Origin of the sequence: Variovorax sp. H27-G14 (genome assembly GCF_046156345.1) — a bacterium.
Lineage (GTDB): Bacteria > Pseudomonadota > Gammaproteobacteria > Burkholderiales > Burkholderiaceae_C > Variovorax.
This window is the reverse complement of record NZ_JAYLVN010000008.1, coordinates 1-18,420: the sequence shown is the minus strand read 5'-3', so window position 1 is coordinate 18,420 and position 18,420 is coordinate 1. Positions and strand designations below refer to the sequence as shown.

Annotated in this window: 20 protein-coding genes and 1 pseudogene; 10 read left to right on the top strand and 11 right to left on the bottom strand. The window is 60.8% G+C overall.

The genetic code is table 11. The features are described from left to right. Positions 1 to 23: 23 nt before the first annotated feature. Positions 24 to 1,556: an NAD(P)H-hydrate dehydratase gene (locus VLK31_RS19360; protein ID WP_409170061.1), complete on the bottom strand. Its 1,533-nt coding sequence runs from the start codon at positions 1,554 to 1,556 to the stop codon at positions 24 to 26. 227 nt (positions 1,557 to 1,783) lie between these two features. On the opposite strand from VLK31_RS19360, the gene VLK31_RS19355 reads away from it, so the two are divergent. The 5 genes from VLK31_RS19355 to VLK31_RS19335 all read left to right on the top strand — a co-directional run bounded on the left by VLK31_RS19355 (position 1,784) and on the right by VLK31_RS19335 (position 5,075). Continuing rightward, on the top strand, positions 1,784 to 2,341 hold the full coding sequence (locus VLK31_RS19355; protein WP_409170060.1) for a ferric reductase-like transmembrane domain-containing protein: 558 nt from the start codon (positions 1,784 to 1,786) through the stop codon (positions 2,339 to 2,341). A gap of 14 nt (positions 2,342 to 2,355) precedes the next feature. Further along, positions 2,356 to 3,225 (top strand): FAD-binding oxidoreductase, encoded by an 870-nt coding sequence (locus VLK31_RS19350; protein ID WP_409170059.1) that lies wholly within the window; start codon positions 2,356 to 2,358, stop codon positions 3,223 to 3,225. Positions 3,226 to 3,887: 662 nt separating this feature from the next. Then, on the top strand, positions 3,888 to 4,064 hold the full coding sequence (locus tag VLK31_RS19345) for a hypothetical protein (protein ID WP_409170058.1): 177 nt from the start codon (positions 3,888 to 3,890) through the stop codon (positions 4,062 to 4,064). Beyond that, positions 4,065 to 4,433, top strand: a complete 369-nt coding sequence (locus VLK31_RS19340; RefSeq protein WP_409170057.1) for a hypothetical protein — start codon at positions 4,065 to 4,067, stop codon at positions 4,431 to 4,433. Between the two features lie 54 nt (positions 4,434 to 4,487). After that, positions 4,488 to 5,075, top strand: a complete 588-nt coding sequence (locus tag VLK31_RS19335; protein ID WP_409170056.1) for a hypothetical protein — start codon at positions 4,488 to 4,490, stop codon at positions 5,073 to 5,075. Between the two features lie 268 nt (positions 5,076 to 5,343). Here the strand turns inward: VLK31_RS19335 and VLK31_RS19330 are convergent, their stop codons facing one another. The 3 genes from VLK31_RS19330 to VLK31_RS19320 form a co-directional block, all read right to left on the bottom strand. Further along, positions 5,344 to 5,802, bottom strand: coding sequence for a hypothetical protein (locus VLK31_RS19330; protein WP_409170055.1), 459 nt, complete (start codon positions 5,800 to 5,802; stop codon positions 5,344 to 5,346). A gap of 191 nt (positions 5,803 to 5,993) precedes the next feature. Then, complete coding sequence (locus VLK31_RS19325; RefSeq protein WP_409170054.1) at positions 5,994 to 6,554, bottom strand: chemotaxis protein CheB; 561 nt, start codon at positions 6,552 to 6,554, stop codon at positions 5,994 to 5,996. Beyond that, positions 6,551 to 6,937 carry a response regulator transcription factor gene (locus tag VLK31_RS19320; protein ID WP_409170053.1) on the bottom strand — a complete coding sequence of 129 codons (387 nt, stop codon included), beginning with the start codon at positions 6,935 to 6,937 and terminating at the stop codon, positions 6,551 to 6,553. Before VLK31_RS19320 ends, VLK31_RS19325 begins: the two co-directional genes overlap by 4 nt. A 480-nt stretch (positions 6,938 to 7,417) precedes the next feature. On the opposite strand from VLK31_RS19320, the gene VLK31_RS19315 reads away from it, so the two are divergent. Both VLK31_RS19315 and VLK31_RS19310 read left to right on the top strand, forming a co-directional pair. Then, positions 7,418 to 7,648: a hypothetical protein gene (locus VLK31_RS19315; protein ID WP_409170052.1), complete on the top strand. Its 231-nt coding sequence runs from the start codon at positions 7,418 to 7,420 to the stop codon at positions 7,646 to 7,648. A gap of 49 nt (positions 7,649 to 7,697) precedes the next feature. After that, positions 7,698 to 8,822, top strand: a complete 1,125-nt coding sequence (locus tag VLK31_RS19310; protein WP_409170051.1) for a sensor histidine kinase — start codon at positions 7,698 to 7,700, stop codon at positions 8,820 to 8,822. A gap of 733 nt (positions 8,823 to 9,555) precedes the next feature. Here VLK31_RS19310 and VLK31_RS19305 read toward each other — a convergent pair. The 7 genes from VLK31_RS19305 to VLK31_RS19275 all read right to left on the bottom strand — a co-directional run bounded on the left by VLK31_RS19305 (position 9,556) and on the right by VLK31_RS19275 (position 15,644). Beyond that, a complete protein-coding gene (locus tag VLK31_RS19305) occupies positions 9,556 to 10,158 on the bottom strand; it encodes a YSC84-related protein (protein ID WP_409170050.1) in 603 nt (200 codons plus the stop codon). 146 nt (positions 10,159 to 10,304) lie between these two features. After that, positions 10,305 to 10,652 (bottom strand): class I SAM-dependent methyltransferase, encoded by a 348-nt coding sequence (locus VLK31_RS19300; RefSeq protein ID WP_409170279.1) that lies wholly within the window; start codon positions 10,650 to 10,652, stop codon positions 10,305 to 10,307. An 89-nt stretch (positions 10,653 to 10,741) separates the two neighbouring features. Beyond that, a complete protein-coding gene (locus tag VLK31_RS19295; RefSeq protein ID WP_409170049.1) occupies positions 10,742 to 11,566 on the bottom strand; it encodes a hypothetical protein in 825 nt (274 codons plus the stop codon). A 214-nt stretch (positions 11,567 to 11,780) separates the two neighbouring features. Further along, the gene (locus VLK31_RS19290; protein WP_409170048.1) at positions 11,781 to 12,737 is read right to left on the bottom strand and encodes a hypothetical protein; all 957 of its coding nucleotides are present in this window, start codon (positions 12,735 to 12,737) and stop codon (positions 11,781 to 11,783) included. Between the two features lie 360 nt (positions 12,738 to 13,097). Further along, positions 13,098 to 14,348 carry a ParB N-terminal domain-containing protein gene (locus VLK31_RS19285; protein WP_409170047.1) on the bottom strand — a complete coding sequence of 417 codons (1,251 nt, stop codon included), beginning with the start codon at positions 14,346 to 14,348 and terminating at the stop codon, positions 13,098 to 13,100. Between the two features lie 150 nt (positions 14,349 to 14,498). Next, entirely contained in the window at positions 14,499 to 14,702 is a 204-nt protein-coding gene (locus tag VLK31_RS19280) for a hypothetical protein (protein WP_409170046.1), read from the bottom strand. Positions 14,703 to 15,062: 360 nt separating this feature from the next. Then, positions 15,063 to 15,644 (bottom strand): hypothetical protein, encoded by a 582-nt coding sequence (locus tag VLK31_RS19275; RefSeq protein ID WP_409170045.1) that lies wholly within the window; start codon positions 15,642 to 15,644, stop codon positions 15,063 to 15,065. 241 nt (positions 15,645 to 15,885) lie between these two features. Here VLK31_RS19275 and VLK31_RS19270 point away from each other — a divergent pair, with 241 nt between their 5' ends. The 3 genes and pseudogenes from VLK31_RS19270 to VLK31_RS19260 all read left to right on the top strand — a co-directional run. Next, entirely contained in the window at positions 15,886 to 16,923 is a 1,038-nt protein-coding gene (locus tag VLK31_RS19270) for an IS30 family transposase (protein WP_409170044.1), read from the top strand. Between the two features lie 295 nt (positions 16,924 to 17,218). After that, positions 17,219 to 17,677: pseudogene (locus tag VLK31_RS19265) on the top strand (IS21 family transposase); the annotation flags it as partial. 75 nt (positions 17,678 to 17,752) lie between these two features. Continuing rightward, on the top strand, positions 17,753 to 18,420 hold a 668-nt coding region (locus tag VLK31_RS19260; RefSeq protein WP_409170043.1), incomplete at its 3' end, for a transposase.

The window sequence follows — 18,420 nt, the reverse complement described above, 5'->3', positions numbered from 1 at the left end:
GACAGGGCGACCGTCTGTGCGCTTCAGTACGAACGACGAACAAAGCCACTCAGACGCCGAAGCACTGATGGCAGAAGATCGGGCAAGTCCTCCGCCAGCAGGCCGGGACCGAATCCGGCCGCGGCCTCGCCATGCAGCCACACGGCGGCCGCAGCTGCCAGGAAGGGTTCCATGCCTTGCGCCAGCAGCCCCAGCACCATGCCGCCCAGCACGTCGCCCGCACCGGCGGTGGCCAGCGTCGGCGGCGCATTGGCGTTGACGATAGCGCGGCCATCGGGCGCCGCGATCACGGTGTCGCTGCCCTTGAGCACGACGATGGCGCCACTGCCGTGCGCACCGGCGCGGGCACGGGTGAGCTTGTCGCCGGTCGTATCGAACAGGCGCGAGAACTCGCCTTCGTGCGGCGTCAGCACGCACGACCCGGTGACGGCTCGGAACAAGCCATCGGGCTCGTCACGGAATGCCGACAGCGCATCGGCATCGATCACGGTCGGCCTGCCCGTGCGCAACATGGCGAGCACCCGCGCGCGGGTGTCGGGCCCGATGCCGGCACCCGGGCCGATCAGCAGGCCCGAGTAGCGACGGTCGGCCAGCAGGCGCTCGAAGTCTTCGTGCCGCGCGACCCCGCTCACCATGATGCTGGTCAGCGCCGCGGCATAGACCGGCAGCGCGACCTCTGGCACGGCGACGGTGGTCAGGCCTGCGCCGATTCGCGCCGCCGCGCGAGCTGCCATGCGGGCCGCGCCCGTGGTCGGCCAGCCACCCCAGACGAGCGCGTGGCCACGCGTGTATTTGTTGCCGTCTGCCTGCAGGCCGGGTAGCGCGTCGGCCCACAGGGCGGGGTCGTTCTCGAAGGTATCGGGCACGCCATGTTTCGACATGGCCGGGAACACCGATGCGGGCGTGCCGATGTCAGCCACCACGAGTTCGCCGCACAGGCGGCGGCCCGGTTGCAGCAGATGGCCGGGCTTCTTGCGAAAGCACGTGACGGTAAGGGCCGACGGCACCGCACCCGCGTCGACCCCGGTGTCGGCCATCAGGCCACTCGGCACATCGACCGCGACGATGGTCAGCTGCCTTGCCAAGGCGGCCACGAGCGTTGCGGCCGCAGCGCCTTCCAGCGCGCGGCTCAAGCCCGCACCGAAAAGAGAATCGACCACCAGCTCCGCGCCGTCGAGTGCGGCCGGCGTCAGTGGCTCGACCGGACCTCGCCACAGCGCCGCATGGTGGGCCGCCGCGCCGTGCAACTGCTCGCGCGGCACCAACGCCGCCACGCGCACCGGCCAGTCGGCTTCGGCCAGCCGCCGCGCGGCCACGAAGCCATCGCCACCGTTGCTCCCGGGACCGCACAGCACGAGCACCGGGCGCGGACTCCAACGGTCGATGATGGCCTGCGCCACCGGCCGCCCCGCGTGCTCCATCAGCGTGGTCTCACTGATGCCTGAAATCACAGTCAAGCGGTCGGATTCGGCCATCTGCAGCGCGGTAAGCAGCGCCGTCGTGCAGTCCAGGGCCTTGGCGGCAACGTGAACGTGGCTATTAGCGGGATGCGTCATGAGTCGACTCGCCTCGCAAGCATTGGATCTCCTGGAGTTTTGGCACAGGATGCAGCCCGAAGCCGGTGCCGGTCTGTTCGTTACAGCACGAAGAGGCCCGTCTTTCCGCGCAAGTATGGAAGCCGACTGCAGGACATCACCTGGAGGCTCAACACCGCAGCACCTCAATCAGAGCCAGCTTCTCTTGCGAGCAGATGTTCGCCAGCGCACAGACGCTGAGTTGCTCAATGGGCATCGTTGAGTGGATGCTCTGTTCGCCCCCGCACCTTCGCTGCGGCCCATTTTTCTTAAACGCTCTGATGGCCGCGGACAGCACTGTCACGCCGGCATTGCCCGCCTTGAAGCACATTCAAATTACTCTCTCCACCCTGCTGGTCGCAATCACTGGCCTATGGCTACTTGCCGACCCGATGCTTCTGGCGCCTTTCAACTGGCTCGTCTTGCGCAGTTCTCTGATTGCCTACACCGGCATGCTAAGCATTGGCACGATGAGCATGGCTCTGGTCCTTGCGGTGCGGCCGATGGGGCTCGAGCAGTGGCTGGGCGGGCTGGACAGAATCTACCGCTTGCACAAGTGGCTCGGAATCAGCACGCTGATCACCATTTCTTTGCACTGGACGCTGACAAAAGCACCGAAGTGGCTGGCGGAATTGGGACTGATCCCCCGGCCGGAACATGGGGCCCACGCGCTGCAGACTGACCCTTTTTTTCGGGCTTTGCAAACGGAGCGCGGTCTAGCCGAGTCCGTCGGCGAATGGGCCTTCTATGGGGCTGTCGTGCGCTGATCGGCATAGCGTTGGTGAAGCGCGTTCCCTACCGGGTCTTCCGGAAAACCCATCGCCTTCTGGCCGTGCTTTTTCTTGTTCTGGGGTTCCATGCGGTAGTGCTGATGCCGTTCGCATACTGGAACCAACTCATCGGCTCGGTGATGGCGTTGCTCATGACTACCGGAGCGATCGCAGCGCTGTGGATCCTGTTTGACCGCGTTGGTCTGAGCCGCCGCGTGGTCGGCCAAGTCAAATATGTCGCGTCGTACGCAAGCATGAACCTGCTTGAAGTTTTTGTTCAGCTGAATAATGCGTGGGCCGGTCACAAGGCCGGTCAGTTTGCCTTTGTCACCTTCAACTTAAACGAAGGTGCCCACCCGTTTACGATCTCTTCGGCGTGGGAAGCAGATGGACATATGCGGTTCATCATCAAAGAGCTGGGCGACTACACTCGAACGCTGGCCCTTACGATCAAACCAGGAGATTTGGTCACAATCGAAGGTCCGTATGGCCAATTCGACTTCACTGGTCGCAATCAAGGGCAGATCTGGATTGGGGGCGGCGTCGGTATCACACCGTTCATTGCACGCATGAAAGCATTGGCAATCCATAACGACGGCAACCCGATTGACCTGTTTTACTGTACAGCTGAGCTCGACGTCAGCGCATCCGATCTTTTAAAACACGACGCATCTGCAGCGCGGGTAAATTTGCATGCGATTCTCAGCGCGCGCGACGGGAGGCTTGACGGGAAACGAATCCGGGACACCGTACCGAACTGGAAGGCAAATGACATCTGGTTTTGCGGCCCTGCAGGTCTAGGCAAAGCCGTGCGCCGCGACCTTATTTCTTCTGGTATGCACCCCGACGCATTCCACCAGGAATTATTTGAAATGCGTTGATTGCCGTTGCGATGTTACGGCGGAGCACAGAGTACGGTACAGAAAAAATCCGGGATCTTCTGACGAAAGTTGGATTCGGCGCAAATCGCGGCCTTGAAAGTCGGCGCTTCCATCGGACCGCCAAAGACGGCAGAAGCAAGGGTAGTCCGGACAGACATTGGCAAAAGGCCGGTGCGGCGCACGGTGCCTGGACGCCCGCCGATCGTGGCCTACAGGCGATGTGTGTAAAGAGATGCTCGCGAACGACATGGGAGACTCCTGTTGTCTTGAATCGGCCAAACCGGCCATGCGGCACAGTGGATCCAGATGCCGCGCCGGTCCGTTCGCAAGCGAACCGAAGGCTGCTCGAATACGGTGACGCGCCTTCAATGTTTTCCATGCATCGACCAATGGGTGGTACGAGTGCGCACAAGCGAGGCATGGCGTCTTCACACCGACCTGCACAGCATGTATGCCGCCGCTGTAGCGCCATCGCCAAGTTCATCGACGCACCTTCACGCCCCCCCTTCAGTTCGTGCGTCATGAACCAGGTTCGACCTCGATCGACCATGAAAACAATCCGCCTTTGAAGGATCGGCGTGAGGCCTGGGTGTGGGCTACCGAACAGAACCATCGACCGGCGACCTGTAACGTCAATCCATCAGTTAAATCAAGGAAATCACATGACTGTCGACTCGACGTTCACGCCCACGACGGGCCGCATCACAGGCACGCTGCACAAGCGCCCGTATGCCCATCCGGCGCTCGTGCCAAATCAAAATCTGCCAAAGGAAGGCCGCGAACAGAGTGGCAGCCGGAGTGCGGCACAAGTCCAGCAGATGAAAAAAGAGCTTCTCTGAATGACGAACAGCAGTTTTCTGGGTGGCGAACCCGCTGCGCAGTACGCAGCCGGGAGGGACGTCAATGCCCTGGGCCCGAGCGACAGCAGCGACAGCGGAAGCGATGTGCAGGGCGAGCGGACCATGCGAGGTGATGGTGACCATGCAGACGAACTCGGCTCTCTGATCGTCGACACCGCCAGCGACAGCGATGCTTCGGGGAGCGGCGAACGCGCCAGTGCGACCGGGCGAGACAGCCCCGACGGAGCAGACATTTCGCCTGACCATTTCATCGGTCCATTCGGTGAGAGCGGCAACATCGAATCGGGCGCGGAAGTTCACGCCGAGTGCGGCGGACTCATCGCCGACGACATGTCTACGAACCCCTGACAACGCAGACACCCGAGCCGGCTGTCCTCAGCCGGTTTCCCCCGGTTGCACCCCATGAATGAACGAATCAATCAGCTCCTCGGACAGATGGCAACCCTCGAAACGGAGTTGCGGGCCGCCGTCCACGAACAAGAAGGCCGAATGTTCTTCCAGCTCAAGGGCAAGCGTGTCGAATTCGAGCATTCCGCCAGGGAAGCGCATCGCAAGCTGAAGCGAAATTTTTTTCGCTGGTTGGTCACCGACCGGCCGCAGAACCTGATCACCGGTCCGCTCATTTACGGCATGGTGATTCCCTTGCTGATGCTCGATGCTTGCGTGACCTTCTACCAGTGGGCCTGCTTTCCCATCTATGGCATCACCAAGGTAAGGCGCCGCGACTACCTCGTGTTCGACCGTCACCACCTCGGCTATCTGAATTTCATCGAAAAGTTCCACTGCACGTACTGCGAATACGGCAACGGACTGATGGGCTACATGGCCGAGATCCTGGCGCGCACAGAGCAGTACTTCTGCCCCATCAAGCATGCTCACAAGATACTGGGCACGCACGCGCGATACAACCGCTTCCTCGACTATGGCGACGCGCAGGCATACGAAAGCAGGCTGGAGGCGTTCCGGGTTGCACTTGGCAAGGTCCCGTGACCACGTCCGCCCGCCAAGCGCACTGCGGTTGATGGCCGCGGCCGCCCAGAGCATGTCCGAAAGGATATTTCCGGTAGCAGATCGGGAACGAACGCCCATCGGGACTGCTGGCCAAAACGGCCATCAGCGGTATACCGCCTCCGGGAGACGGTGCCGACAACACCCGTCGTGTGTCGGCAGCATGGACGGGCGGCGCGGGCATCAACTGGCCTATGAACCTAGAGCGAGTTGGGTGAAAGTCTTCATGGCCAGGGATCGAGGCGAGGGTTCACGCAGGGATGGCAACGTCCCTCGCCTGAGGCATCCGAAGGAGGGCCGATTCGTCCGCGGACGACAGACCTTGCGCGGCCTGGACCACAGCCGAGGCGTCCGATGCAAGCAAGTCGACAGGCCTGCTGCCGTCCAGCCGTGCATTCGGCATCGCAAACCACATGGCCACCGCCCAGCCTGACAAACCTGCTGGCAGCCCAGCCCGGACGGTCTGCGGCGCTGACACGGTCGACAGGTCTCTCGCATCAAACTGGAACATTGGAATCCACAAGTTGTTGCGCCACTCGAATCCGAACACCCGGCCGGTATCGACCAGCGAGGCGAGACTGATCGCTTCGCCGACAGGGTGTTCCGCCAGCAAGCCGTCGAGGACCCCACCTGGCGCCGTGCCACCACTGGCGCGGAAGGACTGCAGCAGTTGGATGAATCCGCATGCGTCGAGCGTGTCATAGGTCATGGGGGTATCCATGTCGGGTGGAGAGATCAAGCTATCGAACTTCGCATTCGGGCCTTATCTACAAGCCATGTTGACAACGTCACGTCGTTCCGACAGTGCGGCACCGCACGGACGGAGAGCAAAAAAAATGCTCCGGCTGCACGCGGCATCTCCATGAAGGACAGGCAACTCGGCGATGCTGCTCGGTGCAGTTAACGAACGAGGCTCGCCAGCAGTTTGGGCATGTCTTCCATCCGCGTGCAGTAGTTCGGATGATCTCCTCGAATTGCACTCCTCGGCATGGTCTCAGCCAGGGCGTCGGCAGGATCCTGGACCACGCCGACGCCGTGTGCCGCCTCTACGGCGATCAGGCCCCGCGCGCCGTCGCGAACACCACCTGTCAGCACGATAGCGATCACCCGATTCCCGTACACGCCCGCAGCGGTCTCGAAAAGGAGATCGACCGGCCGGCTTGTCAGCGCTACAAGCTCAATCACGCCGGGCTCTACGATCTGCATGCTTTGCGCCATGGGCGAGAGAATGAGCTGGCCTTGCTGAACAACCATTCCGTCGTGGGCGTAGCTCACTTTGAGATGGGACTGGTGGCCGAGCACTTGCAGCACAGATGCGGCAGGTAGCGAGCCGGAGTCGAAAGCTGCAAGCACGGTCACATCGACCGTCGCTGCAAGGCCTTCGAGCAGTTTGCACAGGGCGGTAAAGCCACCACTGGCGGTGCCGATGACGATGATGTTGCGCTGCGCATTCATCTTCATCTTGCCAGGGCAACGGCACTGGACTGGCGGGAGAGGATTCGACGCAGCGTTGTCGCGAGTTCTCGAGAACCGATTGACTTTTCAATGTAGGCATCGGCGCCCGCCTCCGAGCAATCCCGTTCTTCATCGCCGGCCCTGGAAGCGGAATACACAACGAGCGGCACGGTGGGAAAATGCTCTTTGAGCGCCCGTATGCCAGCGCAACCCGAGATGCCCGGCATGTTGAGGTCCAGGCAAATCAGTAAGAGACCAGAGTCCTCGCTCGTCAAAGGTCCGGCGACTGATCCGAATTCCACAATTCTCTCGAACGGATACAAATGGCCCAGCAATGTGGCCACAGCTTCGCTCATCAACGGGTGATCGTCCACAATGAAAATGCTCATGGTCGAGAAGGCAGATGCCAGGTTGAGTTGTATGTCATAGGGTCCCGCGCTCCAAGAATCCTGCTAAACGTTCGATCTAGATGCGCACGGGAGCCGCGACCGCATTTCTGAGCGATTTTTGGAGACGCCCCTTTTTTCAGCGGCGAAGTGGGCAGAGTTCACGGCGATGGCCCGGCATAGTTGGCACCCACACTAGCGCGAGGTTGCATACGACACCGTGCGGTAACGCACACAAAAAAGCAGTCCGCGCCGGCGTGAAGGTTGATGCGAAGGCAATCGAAGCGACTCACCACATCCCGTCCGACGAAAAATGAAGCTTCGGGTCGGCGCAAGTCTCAAAGCTACCGCAATCTCGATTTATGTGCGGTAGCAGACGGACAAGTTGGCTTCCCGGCCCGAGGCTCATGGTGAATGCGAGCGACAGCGGTCCGTGATCCCGAACGACACGCAGGTGCCGCTACCACTACTTCAGGAACCAACATGTTGCAGCCCGAAAATCATCAACGGCATCTAGTTCCGTTGAAAGACCGCGCGCACGTCGTCGCTATCGGTGACGCAGAAGTTCCTGGCCTACCTGCCGGGCTCATTGAATACCATCCAGGAGCGGCTCCTGTGGAACGGGCCGGTCTGGAGCACGCGGCCTGCAGTTGCCATGCGACGGACGAGCAGGGCTATGCGGAGCCGTTGATCAGCAAATCGGCCGCGGCGTGATGTGCGCCGACCACACCTCCTTAAATCGTCTTTTGGCCAAGGACGTTTCATGCGCAGTTTTTTGACCACCAACCACGACGAGCTGCTGGCGCGGTGCAAGTTGAAGGTCGCACAACGCCCGCGCCGGGCGGCCACCGGAGCGCAGCTGGCCCACGGCCTGCCGATGTTCCTGAACCAGCTCACGAGAACGCTCGCCGCCGAAGCCAATGACGACCCCGAAGCCGGCATCCGAATCTCCGGGCCGACGGGCGGTGACGCGATGGCGCTGTCGGAGATCGGCGTCAGCGCTGCAGCCCACGGCAAGGAACTGCTGGATCTCGGCTACACCGTCGACCAGGTGGTGCACGACTACGGCGACCTGTGTCAAGCGATCACGGATCTGGCGTTCGAACGCGATGCGCCTTTCGCCGTGGCAGAGTTTCGAACGCTCAATCGTTGCCTGGACAACGCCATCGCCGACGCTGTCACGGAATTCAGCCATCAGCGCGACAGCCAGATCTCGCTGCAACAGCTGGCCGACGAAAAGCAGAGGCTCGGTTTTCTGGTGCACGAGCTGCGCAACTCGCTCGGGACCGCCACGCTGGCCGTGCGCGCGCTCGAGCTCGGCAACATGGCGATCGGAGGTGCCACCGGCGCCATCCTGAAGCGCAGTCTTTCGACACTGGGCCTGTTGATCGGCCGGGCCATTGCGGAAGTTCGCGATGAGGCACCGGACCCACGCCAGACGTTCTCGGTCGCCGCCTTCATCGCGGATGCAGCCGGCATGGCCCGCCTCGACGCGCTGGCAGGTACGGCCACGCTGAAAGTGGGTTCGGTCGATCCGCTTCTGACTGTCAAGGCGGATCGGGTGCTGCTGCACGCGGCCTTGGCGAACCTGCTCCAGAACGCGTTCAAGTTCACCCATGCAGGCAGTGTCGTGACGCTGAGCGCCCATGCATTCGGCGAGCACGTTCGGATCGATGTCGAGGACCACTGCGGCGGTTTGCCATCCGACGGTGTCGCCCGGATGTTCGTGCCGTTCAAGAAAAACACGGATGCCAGGGCTGGCCTGGGTCTCGGTCTGTCGATTGCGCGCCAAAGCGTCGAGGCCGATCTCGGGTCGCTCACAGTACGTGATGTCCCCGGGTCGGGTTGCGTGTTCACGATCAGCCTGCCGCGTTATTCACTCCAGTAGCGTTTGATCATGTTGGTAATGCGTGAGCGGATTGTCTGCGTTGGGTGCCGCGCTGACTCAGCCCGGCGTACCCAAAGATCAGATCGTCAAGTTCGAGACTGCGCTTAAGGTCGACAAGCACCGGCAGGTCGTGCACGGCACAGCGGAAGACAGGGACAGGGGCCGCGCCGCACTGACGCCATCGAAGTCGACCATCGTCGCCTAGAACTGCGCCCCACTCGGGCAGGGCCTCAAGAACAGGACATGAGCTTCACGACACACACCACACGCATCACCACACCAGCCCACTCGCTTACTGGGCGGACACTGGACGCACGCAGACGATCCCGATCGAGCCGTGCCTGATCGAGAGCGACGGACAGTCCAACGACGCTGTCTGGGGCGCAGACGGGCAGCGCTCCGTAGCGTTGTCCGTCAAAGCGACAAAGACCGCTCGGGATCATGGAGACCTGGTGCTGCTGGACTGACTTCGGCACCCAGGAAGCGCAGGGCGTGGGTCGCTTAATTTCACCGCGGACCAATGCACGCTCGGCGGCTTGCATTGACGTCTCTCTCAATTTGGCATCCTACCGAAGCCCCTCATGGCGCACCATCAGATGCTGTAGGGCGGGCCTAAGCCGTGCGAAATCATGTCGCTGTTCGTTTGGAAAGATCGCACCGCAAGGCTGCGGCCTTGCGGTGCAGGATCAAAACGCACGAGCCCTTTTGCAAGAACTCGCACGCCTGACCTTCCTCAGTCGATGCGCGTAACCTTGGTACCCTCGAGCGACAGGTTGGCCATCAGCCCGCTGCCTGTCATCACGAAGGCCACCGTGGGGGCGCGGGCAACGTTGACGTCGATGTTCGCATTCGCACCCAGTTTCATAACCGCTACTGATGCATCGATGCCGCCAGCCCATCCTCGACCGGCGCGAAATCGATCCAATGCATCTTGTGTCATGAACACAAACACCAGCGAGGTCGTCTGAGCACCTGCCTGAAGCCCAACCGAGCCAGTGGTCGTCTTGTAGTAACCGTCGACTACGCCATCGACCCTGAGTTCACCTTCGCCATACTGACCCCCAATGACGAGCCCCGCCGAAATCACGCGTGGAAAGACGAGAACACCACGCGCCTTGGAGACCAGTTCGCTGCTTCCGTGTGCAGTTTCAAAAAGCCGCGCCATCGTATTTCGGTAACCGGTATCGAGCTCCCTGCGCGCCTGAGGCGACAGCGTTCCGCTCCCCGTGACCGCATTGCCCGATTCTGCCGTGCTCGTGCTTGCAGTCGTCGAACATCCCGTGGCAAATGTCGCCAGTACGACGACGGCCGCGATCGCCGATTTAATGTGCTTCATGGTCATTTCCTTGTTTCTTGTATCGAAAGAATCGCCGCGTGAAGTTGAAGGTTCCAACCCCTTTTGCGCAGCGTCCCGTTCGACTGTCGCGCCCGGGCCATTCGACGTCTGTGCGGCACCGAACTCTGAAGACATCGAGTGACCGTTCATGCCGCCGAAGGGCGCGGGTACTGATGTCGCCACACCAGCGGCAGCGCAGCGGCGCGACTGGCGCGCTTGCTGGCCAGCACTTGGTAGACACCGATCACTCCGGATTTGAACTCGAGCGCACCGGCCGCCATGTACAGACGCCAGACCCGCCATGTTGATTCGCTGAAGTATTGAAGCGCCTGCGCGTGATGCATTTCCAGTCGCATGACCCAGTGCCGAAGCGTCAATGCGAAGTGCGGTCGCAGCGGCTCCATGTCGGCAATCTCGAAGTGCGCACGCTCCATCACACGCTGGGTGTTGCTCATGCTGCCCAGCTGGCCAACGCAGCCCGGTGAAGCACCCACTATGAAACTCCGCCCGATCGACGGGATCACAAAGCCCACTCCCGGTGGTCAGTCAAGGCCGGGGCCATCCAGACCATATCGGGAGCAATTTAGCGTTGCAGCTGCCTACGAGCAACGTCAAACTGATGCTCACTAAGCCCCACCGCTTTGCGCGCCTGATATATGTACGCTCCCCAGTGGATCTTGATCTCCGCGTGTCGGTACCTCCGGACCCAGTCGGCTGAAATACCGATAGGGCTCACCCCGCTTTTTTTCAGTTTGTCTTGACGGTATGCCCTGTGAGTCGCATCCAGTTGAGCCGTCGCCCAACAAAGCGACCGAAACGCCTTTCCAGCTTCCGCGCTATCCGAAACAGCGAGATTGATCCAGTGAGACGCTCTGACCCACACATCCCTCACTTCAAAAGTATCCACGTGACCGACTGCGCCGTAGATCAGACATGCAATAAGCGCTGCCGTTTCAAAACTTCCAACCACTTCAGGAGGCGCTCTGAATTGGCTGCTGGGCAAGTGCTCTGGCAACGAAAAGGTCCGAAGACCGCGTAACCATGCATCCGCATACTGCGAGAAGGCGACATGCGCGGGCCTAGAGCAGAGCTTCCACACCAAGAACAGATTGTGTGCGTGCATTCGGTCCTTGGGTGAACTCAAGGCCATCATCTCGATCAGTATTCGCATGGATTTAGGCTCGCTATAACTGAAGCCATCAATCCGCCGCCACAACTTGTCTTCACACCACCGTAGGTGCGTCAGCGACTCCATGAACTTGTAGAAGAAGTGCCACAGCGCGGCAAACTCCTGCGAGTCATTCAATGTCGGAGAGTGCTGTGGATCTGAACCGGCACCGGTGTTGGACAAGCTAGCGGGCGAAGGAGCGGCAACAGGTGCGCCGCCGCTGGTTGAACTATGAAACATACTGATTCCCTAGTGTGATTTTTTGAGAGACGCTCGAGCGCATCGGTGTCCAGGTCGCACCGGCGGCCTTGGAGGATCGAACCCTGCCTTTTCACTGGTGCTCGACCTCATCCACTAAAACAGCCGGCGCATTGCTCACGAGAGCGTGCTGACTTCTTGGCCCGGATCGCAGAATTTCCGAGGTGTAAGCCGAAAGGGTGAGGGCGAGAATCGGTCAAGGCTTCGCCCTTCCGGGTGCCTTCGTGGCCACCATGGCATCGAACCGCTCTCTTTCGATCTCGTCCATTGCTTCCGCCCTACGCTTCACTGAGACTTCCAACGCCTCCAAATCAAGCCGGCGTGCATTCAGCACCACACGCTGCGCCATCGCCTGCTGCAGCGACGCCATCGATGCTTCAAGCGCCTGCCGTGTTCGCGCCAAATTTCTCCGCGCCAGTTCTTCGCGCGCCGCATCCGCGTCGACCTGCGCTTTGATGCGCTTGGCTTCATGCCGCAGCGCCGCCAGTTCGGCATGAGCGCCTTCAATCTCCGCCTTGACGCGCTTGTGCTCCTTGGTCGAAGGCTCGCGCTCGCGCCGCGGTCCGCATCGAGCCAGGCCATGCTGGGCACCAACGGCTGCTTGGTACGCATCTTGGAACCTGCCCAGCGACGACCGCGATCGCTTGCCATCCACATACCCTGGGGAGATCCGATGCACCGATCGCCCTTGGTCATGCACCAGCACATGCAGGTGAGGAAACTCTTCATCTTCATGCCTGGCGATTGCCACTGCCCTGGTCCCAAAGTGCTGTCGCGCAAACTGGATCGTGTCCCGCTCCCAAGCAAGGTAGGCCGAATCGACCGCCTTGGATGGAAACGAGAAGATCACACCCATCAAAAGCGGCGTGTCGCTGCGCTGCTTGCGCCCTTTAGCATCCCGACAAACCGCGGCCCCCTGCTGCAACACTACCGGCAGCGCCTCGATGTCCGCCTGCGTGCCAAAGAGCAAGGTCGGTGGCTTCACATGGGGTACATGGCGTGAGGCACTTGGAACGCGCAGCATTTCATCGACGATGAACTTGATGTTGGCCCGGCCTTTCTTCGAGCGCGGATGAGAGGAGGCCTTGAGCGAGTAATGCTCAAGGTGCACAAACTGGCTGCCCCGCGGCGCGTCAGCCATGGTGGTGTTCACCGCACCGGGTGCTCGGACTCCAATTTACACAGCTAGTCGGTACTAGTTTTATGCGCCGCTCAGCGCCCAGCACGCGCCCTCTTCCGCCAGCGGAACCATCCCGAAATCGAAAGGCATTTTCGTGATCGTCAACTTTACCGAGCACGCCAAGGTTCGTGAAGATCAGCCATGCCCGCCACATCGGGCTCGCAACTTTCACGCTGACGGCACTCACGACCTCGCCGACTTCCGTCTCCAAAACTTTTTTCCGATTTCGGTTCCGACCAGCGATTACGAAAACGTCTCGCCGTCGAACGTCCCCGACCACGCAACTTGAACCGTTCAATTCCACGCCACCGGAATCTGACACGCTCACGTGAATCATGGTGCGCCCCCTTTCTTGGCCGCCTTCGACTGAAGGGCGAGATAAAAAGGTGCACGCCGCAGCATCTTGAGTTCCTCGTCTGCGATCCACTCCCTGTCCTTCTCGGTTAGGTCCTGGAAGCTGTAGCGCATGCGTGTGAAGCCATCCGCATCCGACGACACGTCCCCGAAATCGAAGCCATCGTCTTCGACGACTGGCAACGACGTCGGTGAACGCGAACGCCAGTTCACCGGCGCCGCATCAGGGTTGACAGTTGCAGCATTCGCACCAGGACCAAACACGCAATCGGCGCACGGCACCTTGCGCGGTTTCTTGAGCTTCTCGGACGCCGGTTTCTTCGGCAGCAATGCCTCGAAGAGTTCCATGGTCGTCATCTTGAAATTCGCCTGTTCGTTCACCATGGCCACCGCCTTGGCCCGGACCACCAGTCCCTGGCGATCAGCCGTCAGTAGCTTGTTCAACGGACTGACATGGCGATGCTGCAAACCTTTGGAGCGCGTGAAGAGATCAGTCACCGACCTGGGCATCTCGGTGAGACTGATGCAGCGGCTGAGCGACCCTGCGTCCCACGCCATGAATGCGCACAACGCCGCGGCCGACGGGAACTGCCCCGCTTCCAACCGGGCCCTCGCCCACCAGCCAATGTCAATGAGCGCGTGCTCCTGCCAGCCTGCATGGCTGCTCGAGACGTAGCGCAGAACGTCCGTCTCGGTCAGTTCTTCAACCTGTGCGCGAAGCGGCAAGCCAGCTTCGCGGCACGCGTGCAGTCGGCGCTGACCATAGATCAACTGGTAGCGAGTGCCTTGGCCAGCAAGCGGCGGCAGGATTCGCACCAGGACAGGCTCTGAATTTGTACCGCCGTGCCGGATCGAATTCAGCAGGGCTTCATCGGCCGCTTCATCCCGGCTGCCATGCCGGCCGATGACCGCGGGCGACACTTCGACCTGGAGCGGGTTCAGTTGAAGGATGGGGCCGAGGAGAGGTGCCAAGGGCGGCAAGGCTTGGAGGGCGCCCTTTTCCTGCATGGGATCAGCCGTGCGTTCGGCATCCAGAGCAGCTTGGCCATCTCCGGGGTCCGAATTGAGTTGAATTTGCGGGCGGCGACGGGGACAGCGCTCCAGACAGGCCTCGCTCTCAAGGTCAGCGGTCGTCGGGTCATTGCTCGGCAACTCTGACGAGCCGGGCGGCCCGTACTCAGGTGGCGGCTCCGCACCAAAGAGAAGAGAAAATTTTCGAAGGTCGCTCATGGCGGTGACGCTCCAGTCAAACCAGATTTAGTTCATCGATCTGCGCTCCTCATCGATGCATCGCTCGGGCGCGCAGTGGTCCGACACCAAGCGGACCTGATGTCGCAAGACGGGGCTCGCAAGCCCCAGTGGTGGAAAAGCGCTCAGGGCTCAGTTCGCACTGGTGAGCGTCTGCACCGTGCGGTGCCGGCCACCGTCAGTGGCGCCGCGGGCAAAGATCCGCAGGAGTGCCTTCATCGCGTGCTCGATGAAGCGACTGCCGGGTTTGGCCACTGCCGCGGGCGGTGCGAGGGTGCTCGCGCGGAGCAAGTGCGCGGTGTTGTGCGCGGGCGTGGGATCGGATAGTGTTGACATGTCAAAAGGCCTTTCTGAGGTTTTTGGTCTGCAGCAATGGGCGGTTGTCGGGCTTCCAATTCCAGGCACCTCGTAAACATTGCTGCAGTGACGTCACCGGTTTTTTGCCGGCAGTGTCTTTTCCGACGGACGGCACTTTGGTGTTAGCGCACCAAGGTGTCGTTCCCGTCTTCAAATCCACACAGAGAAATATAAAGGTTTCAAAAGGCGATTTCGCGCAAGTCGAGCTTTGAAAAGCAATTTAAAACACCGATTTCTCATTTGAAAGCAATCGCTCCTTTCAAAATATAGCTTCAAAGCTATATTTTTATGACCCAGCTCTTTTGCGCCGCTGGCTCGCGGCCAAAGAATCATGTCTAACTAAGCGCGCAAACGTGCAAGTTGATCAGGCTCATCTGTGCCAGATGACGATGGCGCCGGATTGGGCTGAACCGTTTCCTTGGCCATTGGCGGTATATACCGATAGAAACTGGTCCGGATCAGGATGCGGTCCATTTCAATTTCTGAAGGGGTGGGCCGGCCCAACGGCATCGGCTCTCGAGCCCATTCGATGCCATCTTTGAATCCCATGGCCAGGCGCGCCACCTGGTGAGGTCCGATCAGGCGAGCACACTCGAACCATCGGTCGACCTTTGCAAATTCACGGGCCGCCGCAAAAAGACGCTCCTGAAATCGGACGGACGCATCTTCCAGCTGCAAGCGGCAGGCGCAGGTCGCGCACGGATCGGCACTTCCGGCTTGCCTGCCCTTGGGTTTTGGTGCCAACCTGCACTCAGGGATCTCGCTGAGGTGCAAATCGACATGGTCATAGCAATTGATTTGCCAAGGCAACATGCCAGGTCCGCCCGAGAAGTCCAGAGCCAAGACCTGGTGGACGACATTGGTGTCGACTGTGGGGCGAGGAATTTCGGAGCGGAAGAATGGGACGAGGAAGATTTTCATTGGAGCTTCGCTTTCTGAGCGTGGGGTGTGTAGAACCAGCGGTTCTTTATGAACACTGATTCGTAATTTAGCTCAGAAATTTCGGTAAAAAGCTGCATCAACACCGTTTTGGCGCGTTTTAAACGCCGATTTTCTAGGCTTGAATTCGATGCAAATGGTTTATCGTGTACATGAATTACCAGCGCATTGATGGCGGATTCAAATCTGAAGTGCAACACCTGCTCACCGCTAAGGTCAGCAGATGCCGATTTCCTCAAAGACATACCGCCACCTGCAGCCCGAAGACCGGGTGAGTCTGGCCAGTTTGCGCCAGCAGGGTCTGGGCGTGCGGGCGATCGCCCGCATGCTTGATCGCTCTGCCGCCACCGTCAGCCGCGAGTTGCAGAGAAACACCTGCGAGGGGGCCTACGCCAGCGCCGCGGCCCACAGCCGCTGCCGACAGCGCCGGCAGTTGGCCCGCCCGGCTCGCAAGCTTGATCGCGAGGGCGTCATGTTCGCCGTGGTGCGCCATTGCCTGGGCCTGCGCTGGTCGCCCGAACAGATTGCCCTGACACTGGCACGCATCTACCCCAATGGCCATCCGTACCGCGTGTCCTACGAGACGATCTACAACTGCATCTACGCCCAGCCCGTGGGCGAGCTCAAGCGCCAATTGGTGGCCTGCCTGCGCCAGGCGCACAACAAGCGCACACCCCGCAGCAAGGGCCAGGACCGGCGCGGGCAGATCCCGGACATGCTCAGCATCCATGTGCGCCCACCCGAGGTACAGGACCGGCAGTTCCCGGGCCACTGGGAGGGCGATTTGATCAAGGGCCAAGCCAACGCCAGCGCGGTGGGCACGCTGGTCGAGCGCACCACCCGCCTGCTGATGCTGGTCAAGCTACCGCACCCCAAGCCCGCCAGTGCGGCCAGCGTGCTACAGGCCTTCACGGACAAGCTCAACGGCATCGCCGCGCCGATGCGCAAGACGCTCACCTACGACCAGGGCCGGGAGATGGCCCGCCACAAGGAGCTGACGGCCAACACGGGCATTGCGGTGTACTTTTGTGACCCGCACAGCCCCTGGCAGCGCGGCTCCAACGAGAACATCAATGGTCTGGTGCGCCAGTACCTGCCCAAGGGCACGGACCTGAGCGGCTACAGCCAGGAACAGCTCGATGCCATTGCCGATGAGATCAACAACCGGCCCCGCAAGGGACTGGGCGTGAGAACGCCTCTGGCTGTGTACCGGCAATTGCTGATCACCCACGCACAGCCACAATCGAGTCTCGTTCATTGAAACTGTGGGTGTTGCACTTCAGATTTGAATCCGCCGATCTAAAACTCCGGGAATCCGAGCAACAGCGCTGCCCTGATCTTTAGATGAAACCCAACGTTTTTCGCGCCGTCGTCTTCCAGCCCGTGAAGTCCGCTGCTTCAACCCGTTGTCGCCCGCTCATCACGGCGCGACCCGCGGCAAGGGCGCAGAGGGTTTTGAATTCACGCGGACTGTGAAAATCGAGCAACTGCTCCTACGTAGCGGCGGTGAGGCGGGTTTAACGTGAACCGATCGTCATTCAACGAAGGTTCGCGTCGTGCCCGGCAAGAAGATCACGGACCATCAAGTGCAGAAGTACAAGCAACATCATCTGAAGCTCAGCCAGGCCGCCGCAGCGGCCAAGGCCGGCATCAGTGAACGCAGCGCACGGCGCATCGAACACCAAGAGGTATTGCCATCACAGCGCAAGGAACGAGCTTGGCGCACTCGCACTGACCCCTTGGCGTCGGTGTGGGACAGCGAGGTTGTGCCACTGCTTCACACCGACAGCGCACTCAGTGCGGTGACCCTGCTGGAGGAACTGCAGCGTCGCTATCCGGGCGACTACGGCGCGGCGGTCTTGCGCACGCTGCAACGCCGCGTACGCCAGTGGCGCGCCCTGCATGGGCCGGAGCGCGAAGTCTTCTTCGCGCAGGAACATCCGCCAGGGCGTCTTGGACTATCGGACTTCACGGTGTGCGACGAACTGGCAGTGGTGATCGCCGGGGTTGCCTTCCCGCTGTTGGCGCCGGCCGAAATTTGACCCCACCGGGGGTGCGGCGGAATTCTTGGACTACTTTGAAAGTAGTTCATGTATTCCTACGAAGATCGAATCCGAGCAGTCGAGCTCTTCATCAAACTCGGCCATCGAGTCGCCGAGACCATCCACCAGCTGGGTTACCCCACAGAGAACGCTCTCAAGAACTGGCATCGGGCGTATGAGCAGGGCTCGGACCTACCGCGCGGCTATACGCGCACAAAGCCCAAATGCTCACAGGCGCAGCAGACGCTGGCCGTCGAGCATTACCTCGCGCACGGGCGCTGCATTGCAGCCACCATCAAGACGCTCGGCTATCCGGCACGCGACTCTCTGCGTGCCTGGATTCAGGCGGAGCATCCTCAGTTGTGCTCGCCAGGCGTGGCTCGACATGACACGTCACCACGCCCACCCAAGCTGAAGCAGGCTGCAGTCATCGCCCTGTGCACCCGACAAGAAAGTGCACAAGCGGTCGCGCAAAGACTGGGCGTTTGCAGGCCGACGCTGTACAACTGGAAGAACCAGCTGCTCGGCCCCCAAACACCCGCATCCATGACAAGCAAGCTTGAACCGCCTCATCCAGATGAGCGCGAAGAGAGGTGGCCCCGTTCGTTTGAACAGATTCCGATTACTTTTAAGTGGATCCTGCGGGGTCAGGCTGCCTGGGCCGAAGGCCGTGGCAGCGAGTCGAAGTACACCACATCGGGTGTGCGGGCCTGCAG

Coding starts and splice junctions, on each gene's coding strand:
- VLK31_RS19305 (WP_409170050.1), bottom strand. CDS start 10,158: ATGAAGCACATTAAATCGGCGATCGCGGCCGTCGTCGTACTGGCGACA.
- VLK31_RS19315 (WP_409170052.1), top strand. CDS start 7,418: ATGTTGCAGCCCGAAAATCATCAACGGCATCTAGTTCCGTTGAAAGAC.
- VLK31_RS19285 (WP_409170047.1), bottom strand. CDS start 14,348: ATGAGCGACCTTCGAAAATTTTCTCTTCTCTTTGGTGCGGAGCCGCCA.
- VLK31_RS19280 (WP_409170046.1), bottom strand. CDS start 14,702: ATGTCAACACTATCCGATCCCACGCCCGCGCACAACACCGCGCACTTG.
- VLK31_RS19330 (WP_409170055.1), bottom strand. CDS start 5,802: ATGACCTATGACACGCTCGACGCATGCGGATTCATCCAACTGCTGCAG.
- VLK31_RS19270 (WP_409170044.1), top strand. CDS start 15,886: ATGCCGATTTCCTCAAAGACATACCGCCACCTGCAGCCCGAAGACCGG.
- VLK31_RS19295 (WP_409170049.1), bottom strand. CDS start 11,566: ATGTTTCATAGTTCAACCAGCGGCGGCGCACCTGTTGCCGCTCCTTCG.
- VLK31_RS19345 (WP_409170058.1), top strand. CDS start 3,888: ATGACTGTCGACTCGACGTTCACGCCCACGACGGGCCGCATCACAGGC.
- VLK31_RS19355 (WP_409170060.1), top strand. CDS start 1,784: ATGGGCATCGTTGAGTGGATGCTCTGTTCGCCCCCGCACCTTCGCTGC.
- VLK31_RS19335 (WP_409170056.1), top strand. CDS start 4,488: ATGAATGAACGAATCAATCAGCTCCTCGGACAGATGGCAACCCTCGAA.
- VLK31_RS19340 (WP_409170057.1), top strand. CDS start 4,065: ATGACGAACAGCAGTTTTCTGGGTGGCGAACCCGCTGCGCAGTACGCA.
- VLK31_RS19275 (WP_409170045.1), bottom strand. CDS start 15,644: ATGAAAATCTTCCTCGTCCCATTCTTCCGCTCCGAAATTCCTCGCCCC.
- VLK31_RS19360 (WP_409170061.1), bottom strand. CDS start 1,556: ATGACGCATCCCGCTAATAGCCACGTTCACGTTGCCGCCAAGGCCCTG.
- VLK31_RS19320 (WP_409170053.1), bottom strand. CDS start 6,937: ATGAGCATTTTCATTGTGGACGATCACCCGTTGATGAGCGAAGCTGTG.
- VLK31_RS19325 (WP_409170054.1), bottom strand. CDS start 6,554: ATGAAGATGAATGCGCAGCGCAACATCATCGTCATCGGCACCGCCAGT.
- VLK31_RS19310 (WP_409170051.1), top strand. CDS start 7,698: ATGCGCAGTTTTTTGACCACCAACCACGACGAGCTGCTGGCGCGGTGC.